The following is an 11,648-nucleotide window of genomic DNA, read 5'->3' on the forward strand; positions in this document are numbered from 1 at the left end:
GAAGAAGGCACATGAATACACCGAACCGAAGACAAGCGCTGGGAGCCGGACTCGCGGTATCCGCGGTCGCCGGGCTCAGCGCGTGCGGGGGAGGGACCGTCGGTGCCGCCGACGCCGGTGACCCCGTCAAGGGCGGAACCCTGCGAGCCGGCGTCACCGGCGGCAACTCGGCCGACACCGTGGACGCGCACATTCCGGTCAACAGCGGCGACATCGCCAGGACGGTGAACCTCTACAACTGCCTGCTGACTCGCACGGATGACTACAAGATCCAGCCGGAACTGGCCGAATCATTCGAACCCAACTCGGACTCGACTGTGTGGACAGCGACCCTGCGCGAAGGCATCAAGTTCTCCGACGGCCGAGATATCACTCCCGATGACGTCGTCTTCACCTTCGAGCGGATCAACGACCCCGACGACCCGAAGACGGCATCGTCGAGTTTCACAATGTTGGAGAAGGTCGTCGCGACCGGCGACCGGACCGTCGAATTCCGGCTCAATGAGCCCAACGGTCTGCTCAATGATTCGGTGTCCGAATACACCTGCGGAATCGTTCCTGCCGACTACGACCCGAAGAAGCCCGTCAGTTCCGGGCCCTTCAAGCTCAAATCGCACACCCCGGGGCAGTCGACGGTGATGGAGCGCAACGAGTACTACTGGCGGAACTCGACGTACCTCGACGAGGTCCAGGTGCTCAACTTCAACGATTCGGACGCCCTCATCAACGCACTGCTGTCTTCGCAGGTCGACGCTATTGCGCAGATCCCGCTGGCCCTCGTCGAAGTCATCGATGCCGACGAGCGCATGGCCATCCTCAATTCGAAGACCGGCATGTGGCTGCCCTTCACAATGAGGGTCGACAAGAAGCCGTTCGACGATGTCAAGGTCAGACAGGCATTCCGCCTCGTCGTCGACCGCAAGCAGATGATCGAACAGGTGCTCTCCGGGTACGGGACCATCGGCAACGACATGTTCGGACCCCTGAGCGAGAACTACCCGGACTTCCCGCAGCGCGACCAGGACATCGACAAAGCCAAGAAGCTCCTCGCCGAGGCGGGCTATCCCGACGGCCTCGAGGTCGAACTCGTCACCGCTCCCATCCAATCCGGAGTCGTCGAAGCCGCGCAGGTCTTCGCCCAGCAAGCCGCCGACGCCGGCATCACCGTGAAGATTCGCAAGGTCGATGCGACGACGTTCTTCGGCGACGAATACCTCAAATGGGATTTCGCGCAGGACTTCTGGTACACCCGAGATTTCCTCCCACAGTGCGTCTCGTGCGCGATGGACGTCTCTCCTTTCAACGAAACACACTGGGTCGACAAGAAGTTCTCGTCCATTGTGCAGAAGGCCCGCGGGATTCCCGAGAGCAGCAAACGGAAGAACCTCGAACACGAGGCGCAGAAGATGCTCTACGACGAAGGCGGATACATCATCTGGGGATTTGCCAACCAGGTCGACGCCTACCAGAAGTATGTGGGCGGTCTGAAGGAGAACGCGACCGGCAGACCGCTGGGCGGATGGCGACTCGACCGCGTATGGATCGGAGAGGTGTGACATGTTCGGCAAAGTGATCGGAAAGCGGCTCCTCTTCTCCGCCTTCATCCTCCTCGCAGTGTCCCTTCTCGTCTTCGGTGCCACGCTGCTGCTGCCCGGAGACGCGGCACGTGCGATCCTCGGCCAGCAGGCCACACCCGAACGCATCGCGGCACTGAACGAACAGCTGGGACTCAACGATCCCGCCTGGCTGCGTTACCTGCACTGGCTGGGAGGACTGTTCGTCGGCGACTTCGGCACCTCCTCGGCCTCGGGCGGCCCTGTGTCCGCGCTGCTCGGGGACCGTATCGGGGCATCGTTCATCCTCATGGCCGTCGCCGCAGTCATCTCGGTGCCATTGGGCATCGGCCTCGGCGTCTACCAGGCCCTGCACCGCGGCGGCCGCCGCGACCAGACGATGACCGGCATCTCGTTGGTGCTGGCTTCGATGCCCGAGTTCGTCATCGGCATCGGTCTCGTCGCACTCTTCGCGACCTCGGTGTTCCAGATCCTGCCCGCCGTGACCCTCGCCCCGCCCGGCGAACCCGTGTGGAACCGACCCGAGCAGCTCATTCTGCCGACCCTGACCCTCGTCCTCGTCGTCACTCCGTACATCGTGCGGATGATGCGGGCGACGATGATCGAAGTCCTCGACTCCGGCTTCGTCGAGATGGCCCGGCTCAAAGGCGTCCCGGAGAAGCGAGTGATCCTGCGCCATGCCGTCCCCCATGCACTGGGTCCGGTCGCGCAGGTCGTCGCCATCCAGCTGGCCTGGCTGGCCGGCGGTGTAGTCGTCGTCGAGTTCCTGTTCCGCTACCCGGGACTCGGCCAAGCACTCATCGACGCGGTGACCTACCGTGACGTGCAGGTCGTCCAGGCGATCTCCATGCTCGTCGCCGCCGTCTATGTCGTGGTGAACCTGGCGGCCGATGTCGTCGGCATCCTCACCAACCCGAAACTGAGGAGCGCAGCATGAGCACCGACGCCAACAGCCTCGACGACCTGAAATCAGCGGCCACCGACGCCGCCGAGGTGCCCAAGGAATCCCAGACCACCTACGTTCCCTTCTACAAGCGGGTGCTCGCGCAGAAGCAGGGCAAGATCGGTCTGACGATCACGCTGATCATCGTCATCCTCGCCCTGTGCGGGCCGCTGCTGCTGCCGTGGGCGACGGGCAACACCGCCACCCAGTTCGTCACGAAGCCCTTCAGCCCCTACGGCCTGTTCGGATCGGACAACCTGGGCCGCGATGTCTTCTCACGGTTCCTCGCCGGCGGGCTGACACTCATCGTCTACGCGGTGCTCGCCACCGTGCTCGGCATGGTCGTCGGTGCCATCGTCGGCATGCTCGCCGCCTATGTCGGTGGGAGATTCGATGCCGTCATCATGCGCCTCAACGACATCTTCCTTGCCATCCCACAGCTCGTGTTCGCACTCCTGGCGATCACGGTGCTCGGCCCGCAGGGGTGGGTGCTCGTCACCGTCATCGGACTGACTCACGCACCGCGCGTCGCCCGTGTGGCAAGGTCGGCGACGCTGGGTGTGATCACCGAGGACTACATCAAAGCCGCGGAGATGTACGCGATGCCGCGGTGGAAGGTCCTTCTGCGAGAGCTGCTGCCCAACATCACCGGGCCCTTGAGCGTGGAGGCCGGGCTGCGCCTGACCTACTCGATCGGCTACATCGCCTCGCTGTCCTTCCTCGGACTCGGCCTGCAGCCGCCGGCCGCCGACTGGGGCCTGATGATCAACGAGAACCGCATCGCCCTGTCCATCCAACCCTGGGGTGTGCTGCTGCCGGTCATCGCGATCGCGCTGCTGACCATCGGCACCAACCTGCTCGCGGACTCCTTCGCCCGAGCCACCGCATCGACATCAGTGGAGGCCTGATGAGCACGAAGACGCAGACCGTTCGCCACGACGATGCGAACGAACCGAACGAGAAGATCGTCCTGCGGGTGTCCGACCTGCGGGTGCTCACGAACGCCGGCGACGAGATCCTTCACGGCGTGGACTTCGCTCTGTCCCGCGGTGAGATCCTCGGGCTCGTCGGCGAATCCGGCTCCGGCAAGACCACGGCGGGCCTGGCCTGCATGGGTCACTTTCGAGAAGGGCTGAAGTTCGGATCGGGTTCCGTGAGCATCTGGCCGCGCGGTGAGGCCACCGCAGTGGAGGTCGGCGACCTCGACGAGGTGGCCGTGCGTGAGCTGCGCGGCTCCCGGATCGCCTACATTCCCCAGGATCCCGCGCTTTCGCTCAACCCGGCCATGAGAGTGGGCGAGCAGATCCGCGAGGTCCTCGACATCCACGGATTCGGGTCGTCCGAGAAGGAGCGGACCGACCGGGTCGCCGAGGTGCTCGTCGACGTGGGCCTGCCCGGGGACCGCTCTTATCAGAAACGTTGGCCGCATCAGCTCTCCGGCGGTCAGCAGCAGCGCATCGGCATCGCTATGGCCTTCGCCATGTTCCCCGATGTGCTCATCCTCGACGAGCCGACCACCGGCCTCGACGTGTCCACGCAGTCGGTCGTGCTCGACACGATCCGGCAGATGACGGTGGCGAACAACGTCGCCGGCCTCTACATCACCCACGACCTCGCGGTGATCAAGGACATCTCGGACCGGGTGGCCGTGATGCTGCGCGGCAACCTCGTCGAAGAAGGACCGGTGTCGGCCGTTCTCGAGGATCCACAGCACGAGTACACGCAGATGCTCATGGCCGCGGTGCCCGACCTCGCCGGTCGCAAGACCATCGGCGACGGAGCCGCCGAGGAGAAGAAGCCCTCGGAAACGGACGGGGAGACGCACATTCTCGTCTCGACGGGGGAGCCTGGTGGGCCCGGGGAATCGGGCGATTCCGGAACAGACGGTGACGCACGGGACGGGGCGGCCGCCTCGGCGGGGGATTCTGTTGCCTCCGCGGGGGAGCGGGACGGTGGAGCCGCCTCGGCGAATGCACCCCTGCTCGAGGCCAAAGACATCGCGCTCGCCTACGGGAAGGCGCAGATCCTCGACGGGATCAACCTCGTCCTCGAACCGGGGGAGTGCACGATGCTGCTCGGCGAATCGGGGTCGGGAAAGACGACGCTGTCGCAGTGTGTGGCCGGGCTCAACGATGACTATTCGGGATCGGTGCGACTGCGGGGCACGGAGCTGGCGCGGTCGACGCGCAAGCGCACGAACGAGCAGCGGGTGGGCATCCAGTACGTGTTCCAGTCGCCGTTCTCCTCGCTCAATCCGCGGCGGTCGATCGGGCAGTCGCTGACGGTGCCGTTGGAGATGAGCGGGGAGGGCACGGCCGCGAGCCGGAAGGCCGCTGTCGAGGAGGCACTCGATTCGGTGCGGCTGGGGCGCTCGTTCTATCACCGGCGTCCAGGGGATCTTTCCGGCGGTGAGCGGCAGAGGGCGGCGATCGCCCGGGCCCTGGTCAATGCGCCGTCGGTGATGGTCTGTGACGAGATCACCTCGGCGTTGGACGTCAGTGTGCAGGCCTCGATCGTGGGGCTGCTGCGCACCCTGCGAGCCGAGCGACAGCTGGCGATGCTCTTCGTCACGCACAACATCGCGCTGTCGAGGCACATCGCGGACAACCTCGCCGTGCTCAATAAGGGCAAGATCGTCGATTACGGTCCGACCGCCTCGGTGCTGGAGAACCCGACGCACGAGTACACACGGGCGCTCATCTCGGACGTGCCGAAGTTCTGAAGAGTGTACGGGAGGGGCAGCCCATTGGCTTCGGAGTCGAGTCACACTCGGATAGTTCATGTGTAAGTGAGGACAGCCCCTCCCCAGCTAGGCCGGACTACCGGTGTGCCGTAGTCGGCTCGGTTAACCGAGCCGGGTACCTGTCGGGTCCGATCAGCGGCCGGTGCGGTGCTGGAACTACCGACGCGTTACCCGTCGTACGTACCCCGCGAGCCGAGTCGAGAAACGTCGATTGATCTCTGTCTGAAGTTCTGCATTCCGCTGAGTGAGTGCATCCACTTCCGACGAGAGTGCATCCACTTCTGAGGAGAGAGAATCAACCTTCTTTGTGAGCGTGCCCAACTTCGTGCGATTCTTGCGCCCTGATGTGAACTGCTTAAGGTAGGCTCTCTCAACTTTCCCCAGTTTATGGCGAAGGTCGAACTCATCCATATCAATGATCTGCGACCTCGCCACCAGAGAGTCCGCGACTGACTGGAAGTCATACCTTTGAGCACCGGCGTCCGAATTGAGCACATAGGCGCCCAACGTCTCAAAGATGTAGGCGTACGTGGACATTAGATAGGCCGTGTACTGGGGGTTATCTTCGGGCGCCGGGCTTGCCTGATCGAGAATCTGGAATGTCTGTTCAGCATCCCACTTATCGAACGGAAGCACGCGCTCCGGGTGTCCAATCGCTTCGTAGAAATGGGGTAGCTTGTCATTCCACTCCAGAGCGACAGTAGGAATGCCAAATGAGTACGAAATGATCGAGGAGTGCATACGTATGGATGCAATTTTTGATCGGGTCGCGATCGCCTGGACAACCTCTCGGGTCGTTTGCGGGAGGGTGATCTGCTCATCTGAGAGACCGTGTTCCTTGGCGAAGAATCGCAAAGTATTGTTGTCTCCCAGGCTCCCATTCGTGTACAGCTTGGGAATCATGCCGTGGGATTCTGCGAGAGTGACAAGGTCAGCCAGGTACGACATTTCCTGCGAGAGTCCCCAGTCGCGCTGGTTAGCTCTAAACAATCCGCCGCGGACTACGTTGATCCCGATCGTGCCGTCTGGAACGACGTCAGTCATTCCATAGACAAACTTGGTCCAAGTTGCCGGATCCGCAACCTGTCGCACCTCGAATGGTGCATCCTTGGCGACTTCCCGGAAAAGAGGGAGATTCTCACGAACAGACAGAGCGCGGACACAGCGCTTATTCACGATCTGGGCTATAGCGTCGACTCGGCCGTCGTCGGCACCCATATTGTTCAAGCCCATCGAGGAGAACACCACAGGAATCCCACGCTCGTCGGCTGCGGCGGTGATCCGGTCCATATGCTCGTAGAATCCAAGATACGACTGACCGAAGAGCCCACCGCCGGCAAAGAAGATGGCATCACAGCGTTCGAGTTGAGATTCGTCGAAGCCCTTCAGCGACAGCGGAGCGAGTTCGTAGTCGTCGGAGCTAAGGCCGTAATTCTCCAGAGCAACTTCGAGCAACGCGAGAAAACTGGTGCCAATGAGGTTATCGCCGAAGTTATCGTCGACATAGGACACGGTTGCAATTCGTAGTGGCGAGGCCATGCGTTGGACACCTTCGAGTGATCTGCTGGTCAGAAGTGAGGGATTCGAGATGAGCTGCGAGCGAGTCTATCTGATCAGTGGACTAGATCGTATGAGCAGGGCACCGGCAATGGATCCAAAGTGTTATGAAAAACGACGCTCGAACGTAGTCTGCTCGGCTGAACGTTGGGTACCGGTCATTGCAGTGCTGTTGCCGAGGTGATGTGGGCTGAGATGCCTGCTGTTCTCAGAGCACTCAGGTCAACTCCTGCGGGAGGCCCTGACCGCACCTGCCAGGTCGCCCGAGAGCTCTTGCCGGGTGAGCTGGGTGAGCCGGCTGATCGCCCTGATCAGCCCGTCGGACCCGCGGTAGCCGACCGCTCGGGCTGCGGAGGCGACGCTCGACCCCGCGCGGATCCTGCGCAGGGACAGGTTGAGTCGCTTCCGCGTCCTCCACTGGACGAACGACAGGCCGAGATCGTCTTTGACGATCCGTTCGACGTGACGAGTGCTCATCGAGTGGCGCGCGGCGACGGCGCTCAGCGGCAATAGCAGCGTCATGGGATCGTCGACGATCGCTTTCACTGCGCGGTGCTGAGATTCGGGAATAGGGAAATCATCGACGGTGAACTTACTCAGTTCTGCATCGACGGCGTGCCTGAGCGGTATCCGCTCGGCCTCGCTGCTCGGAGACGAGGCGAGGATGAGCAGAGCCGTCTCGCGCAAGACGGGTGAGTGGCGGATGTGCAGGAATCCCTCGGGCGGCTCTGTCTGCGGTGACAGTCGGGGGCCGAGCATGATGGCACCTGACTGTGCCGTGACCGAGTGGTCGATGCCTGCTCTCAACCACAAGCTGGCACCGGCAGAGAGACTGAGGTGCGTCGCTTCGAATCCGTGTCCGCGCAGACGCGCGTCCACGGATCCGCTGATGACATGGATAAGCAGCGGATACGAATGACTGTGCCAATCATGTCCAGCGAAGTGCACCGATCGTTCCGTCTCGGTGTCGGTGCGTCGGCGAAGAACATGTCGTGCTGGTCGTGTGATGATGTCGCCTTTGTCGTAAGTAATTCGAAGAGTTTGGTTAGGCTGGGCTATGTTCTTTGATTCTAGTTCCATTCATCTGACAGAGGTAGCCGATGTCCTTGCTCCGTCGAACCTGCGCGCTCTTTCTGGGCGCCGGTCTCCTGCTCATCAGTGCCTGTGCGGGCCCTACGAATGCGTCTGATGAGGGCACCTCGGCGAGTGGAGCCGAAATGCGCGTGGTTGAGACCGAGCAGGGGGAGGTTGAGGTTCCTGCCGATCCGCAGAGGGTGGTTGTGCTCAACTACGCGCTCGCCGGCTACCTCTATGATCTCGATGTGCCGGTCGTCGCCACGACGCCCGAGGTCACGGACTCCGACGGGGAGTTCTCACAGTTCTGGTCCGAGAAGGCCAAGGCGCAGGGAACCGAGTTCCTCCCGTGGAGCAACGACGGATTCGACCTCGAGTCCATCATCGCCGCCGATCCCGACCTCATCATCGCCGGAGGAATCGGGTTCCCGCTCAAACATGCGACCGATGCCTACGACAGGTTGCAGGAAGTGGCGCCCACGGTCCTTGTCTCCGGAGACAAGCAGACATGGCAGGACCAGTTCTCATTCATCGCCTCCGACGTGCTCGGCCGGAAGGATGCCTACGAGAAGTTCGAGTCCGCTTACGACGACCGAGTCGCCGAGGTGAAGGACAACATCACGGTCCCCGAGGGAGAGATCTCCATCCTCACTCTCGACAGCAAGGACACTCCCTATATCCTCATCGAAGGCAAGAGTCTGTCGGCAGAGCTCGAGCCGCTCGGCTTCACAACCGCTCCGCTGTTCGAAGAGAACGACATCGAGCCCTACGTCGCCGGTGGTGACATGTTCGGGCCTTCGCTCGAAGTTCTGCCCGATGTGCTGCGCTCGGAGACGGTGTTCGTCGTCGGTTTCAACAATGCGAGCATCGGTGTCGACGACCTCAAGGGCGAAGCGCCTTACGATCGTGTCCCTGCCTTCGAATCCGGTCAGGTCCACGACCTCCCCTATTGGTCGATGCGTGGTGACTACGACGAGGCCATGGCCCTGCTCGACACTGTCGAGGACATGTTCCCCGCGACGCAGTGACGATGAAGACGGTCAGCGATCCGTCGACGGCGGATCGTCCGACACGTCCTCCTCGTCGACGTTGTCATCTTCCTCACGGTTCTCACCATCAACGGTCTCGTCCGAGCGACCGAAATCGTCGGTGTCCACCCTGTCGAGATACTTCGCTGATGGTGCGGCACCGGCACTGTGGTCGAGATTCTCCGCAGCTTTGCGCATGCTGTCGGCGGTGCTGCCTTCGGTGCTGTTGTCTTCGGTCGACATTCTGGTCACCTTTCGCTGGAGAGCCCGGATGGGTGATCAGTCTACGCGGGGCCCAGCCGAGCGGCACCCCTTTCGAGTCGCCTGAAACAGTGTCAGCATGGGTTCGTACACCCGATAGAGAAGGGATGATCGTGATGAGCGATTCCAGTGAAGACGAGAAGGAACCGACAAAGGTCCCCCAGGAAGCCAAAGATGATGTTGCGGAAAAGCCCGGCACGGATTCCGCGTCGAAGCAGCACAAGGAAGACCTGGTCGATGAATGGGAGGAAGAGTCCTTCCCCGCGAGTGATCCGCCAGCACATTACTGACTCCCGCGCTCGCAGGGCCCGGCACTGAGGCGTTGACGGGCAGGTCACGGCTTCTGGACGGTCAGCAGTTGACCCCTGCAAGCTCAGTGAGGGCTGCGTTTCGTCTACTCGTTCATCGTGAGTACGAGTTTGCCTGTGGTGCGATTGGTCTCGCCCTCTCGGTGGGCTTCTGCCGCTTCCGTGAGAGGGAACGTCCCGGCAATTGTGGCACGCAGCGCACCGTCGTCGACGAGTCCTGAAATGATTTCCAGGGTGCTGCGCGAGGAGTCCACGAGCATCCGGAGAGCTCGAACTCCGAGCTGATCTGCTTCGCGAAGGAGATCGTCGGAGCCGACAGGGATGAGCGACACGAGAGAGCACCCCTTGCGAAGGGTGTGCAGCGAACGCATCGCCGTGTCACCGCCGATCGTGTCGAGCACCGCGTCGACGTCTCGCACTCGCTCGTCGAAGTCCTCCGTACGGTAGTCGATGACCTCATCGGCGCCGAGCTCCCGCAGGAAGCCGTGTTTCTCAGCGCTCGCGGTACCGATCACGTATGCGCCCCGCGCCTTCGCGATCTGCACAGCTATGTGCCCGACGCCGCCTGCGGCCGCGTGGATCAGCACACGCTGTCCCGACTGCAGGTCGGCGTTGTCGACGAGCGCTTGCCACGCGGTCAGAGAGACGAGGGGGAGTGCCCCCGCCTGCACATGGTCGACCGATCGGGGCTTCGCTGCGAAGAATCTGGCCGGGGCGGCAACGTACTCGGCATGGGAGCCGAGCCCGAACGGGTACGACAGCATGCCGAACACCTCGTCTCCGGGCTTGAACGTCGCGACGCCGATGCCGACGGCTTCGACCACGCCGGAGACGTCCCACCCGAGCACCAATGGCAGTTCGTTGACGAAGCCGTGGCCGGCGCGGTGCTTCCAATCGGTGGGATTGAGACCTGCCGCCTGAACTCTGACGAGGATTTCGTTGGGGCGGGGCTTCGGGCGCGGCAGCTCGGTGATTTCGAGAACGTCGGGACTGCCGAAGGTCTGCTGGCTGACGGCGCTCATCGTCGTTTCGGTGTTCATGGCTCCATTGTGTCACTGCAGGGCCGGGTCTGAGGAGGGCCCCGGCGGGGTCAGTCAGTCAGCGAAAGGCGTGGTCGGCTCGGGCTGGTCGAGGGAAGCGACGATGTCACCGGCAAGCGTGCGGAGCTTGATGTTGCGATGAGATGAAGCCTCCTTGAGAATGGCGACAGCTTCCCCCTGGCTGCACGCTGCCTGGGCCATCGTGATCCCGACGGCGACGTCGATGACGGTGCGTGATTCCATCGCCCGCTGTCGGTGTTCGGCCGCCTCGGCGAAGCGGGCGGTCCGGACTGCCACGCGGAGCGACCTCTCCACCAGCTTTCCGAGCCTCTGCACGGCCAAGAGCGTCTGCTCCCCGAAACGGTAAGGCTGCACGGCGTAGAAGCTCATGGTCGCGTCCGAGGTGTCGTCGATGTCGAGCGGGACCGTCACCATGCTTCGCAGGCCGTGGAGCACAGCGATGTCTACGTAGCCTCGCCAGCGCTTCTCGTCCTCAGCGTCATCGATGCGGATGAGCGAGCGGGTTTTCTGTGCCTCCATGCGGGGTCCCGCATCGAGGTCGGTGTGGATCTCGGTGTGGATCTCGTCGAATCGCCCCGTAGCCTCGTCGCTGACGCCGACGATGGTGGCGCGTCTGTTCCGCACCAGAGTGATCGCGCATGAGACCGAAGAATCCTGTCCGATCTCCGCGGCAGCCAGGGCAGCGAGTTCATCGGCAAGTCTTCCGAGCTCGTGTTCGGAGGCCAGAAGACTGATGAGGAGTTCTGCGGCCGATTCGCGGTGAGGGTCGGACGCATCAACAATGTCCTTCAACGTCTGCGGTTCAGTCTGGGACCGCTGGTGTGGATGATCCGCGTGAGAAACTGCGGGTGAAGGGGAAGGCGATACACAATTTAGGGGTCCTCACATCTGGAGGCCGCCTGCTTGACCTTGCAATATCCTACGCAAGGCTGGTGCCGCTCCCAAAATCGACTCTTCGGCGCCTGCTCGAACGATGACAGCGCGGCCCTCGTCGACGGCCCGGCCCCCGTCGGGAGCACCGGCAGACGACGTCTCGTATAAAGGCGTCGGCCTGGATTGTCAAGGTTGTTTACAGGGACCCTGCGGCGATGCCAGGCTG

Annotated in this window: 11 protein-coding genes; 6 read left to right on the forward strand and 5 right to left on the reverse strand. The window is 62.6% G+C overall.

Going from position 1 to position 11,648, the window contains the following annotated elements; all coding sequences use genetic code 11:
- The first annotated feature begins 11 nt into the window (after positions 1-11).
- The 4 genes from HK401_RS02165 to HK401_RS02180 are packed head-to-tail and all read left to right on the forward strand — an operon-like array spanning position 12 to position 5,239.
- Positions 12-1,556 carry an ABC transporter substrate-binding protein gene (locus tag HK401_RS02165; RefSeq protein ID WP_181272998.1) on the forward strand — a complete coding sequence of 515 codons (1,545 nt, stop codon included), beginning with the start codon at positions 12-14 and terminating at the stop codon, positions 1,554-1,556.
- A gap of 1 nt (position 1,557) precedes the next feature.
- Entirely contained in the window at positions 1,558-2,511 is a 954-nt protein-coding gene (locus HK401_RS02170) for an ABC transporter permease (protein ID WP_181272999.1), read from the forward strand.
- Entirely contained in the window at positions 2,508-3,425 is a 918-nt protein-coding gene (locus HK401_RS02175; RefSeq protein ID WP_181273000.1) for an ABC transporter permease, read from the forward strand. Before HK401_RS02170 ends, HK401_RS02175 begins: the two co-directional genes overlap by 4 nt.
- Positions 3,425-5,239 carry an ABC transporter ATP-binding protein gene (locus tag HK401_RS02180; protein ID WP_181273001.1) on the forward strand — a complete coding sequence of 605 codons (1,815 nt, stop codon included), beginning with the start codon at positions 3,425-3,427 and terminating at the stop codon, positions 5,237-5,239. Before HK401_RS02175 ends, HK401_RS02180 begins: the two co-directional genes overlap by 1 nt.
- A gap of 177 nt (positions 5,240-5,416) precedes the next feature.
- Here HK401_RS02180 and HK401_RS02185 read toward each other — a convergent pair whose 3' ends face one another.
- Positions 5,417-6,799 carry a polysaccharide pyruvyl transferase family protein gene (locus tag HK401_RS02185; RefSeq protein WP_181273002.1) on the reverse strand — a complete coding sequence of 461 codons (1,383 nt, stop codon included), beginning with the start codon at positions 6,797-6,799 and terminating at the stop codon, positions 5,417-5,419.
- A gap of 240 nt (positions 6,800-7,039) precedes the next feature.
- On the reverse strand, positions 7,040-7,765 hold the full coding sequence (locus tag HK401_RS20955) for a helix-turn-helix domain-containing protein (RefSeq protein ID WP_181273003.1): 726 nt from the start codon (positions 7,763-7,765) through the stop codon (positions 7,040-7,042).
- Between the two features lie 269 nt (positions 7,766-8,034).
- Between HK401_RS20955 and HK401_RS02195 the strand changes: the two genes are divergently transcribed.
- Entirely contained in the window at positions 8,035-8,919 is an 885-nt protein-coding gene (locus HK401_RS02195) for an ABC transporter substrate-binding protein (RefSeq protein ID WP_219921647.1), read from the forward strand.
- 12 nt (positions 8,920-8,931) lie between these two features.
- Here HK401_RS02195 and HK401_RS02200 read toward each other — a convergent pair whose 3' ends face one another.
- Positions 8,932-9,162, reverse strand: a complete 231-nt coding sequence (locus HK401_RS02200; RefSeq protein WP_181273005.1) for a hypothetical protein — start codon at positions 9,160-9,162, stop codon at positions 8,932-8,934.
- Positions 9,163-9,296: 134 nt separating this feature from the next.
- On the opposite strand from HK401_RS02200, the gene HK401_RS02205 reads away from it, so the two are divergent.
- Positions 9,297-9,470 carry a hypothetical protein gene (locus tag HK401_RS02205; protein ID WP_181273006.1) on the forward strand — a complete coding sequence of 58 codons (174 nt, stop codon included), beginning with the start codon at positions 9,297-9,299 and terminating at the stop codon, positions 9,468-9,470.
- A 104-nt stretch (positions 9,471-9,574) separates the two neighbouring features.
- On the opposite strand, the gene HK401_RS02210 is transcribed toward HK401_RS02205, so the two are convergent.
- Positions 9,575-10,528, reverse strand: coding sequence for an NADP-dependent oxidoreductase (locus HK401_RS02210; protein WP_181273007.1), 954 nt, complete (start codon positions 10,526-10,528; stop codon positions 9,575-9,577).
- 54 nt (positions 10,529-10,582) lie between these two features.
- Positions 10,583-11,341 (reverse strand): GAF and ANTAR domain-containing protein, encoded by a 759-nt coding sequence (locus tag HK401_RS02215; protein WP_181273008.1) that lies wholly within the window; start codon positions 11,339-11,341, stop codon positions 10,583-10,585.
- Positions 11,342-11,648: the final 307 nt, after the last annotated feature.

It is taken from the genome of Brevibacterium oceani, assembly GCF_013623835.1.
GTDB lineage: Bacteria > Actinomycetota > Actinomycetes > Actinomycetales > Brevibacteriaceae > Brevibacterium > Brevibacterium oceani.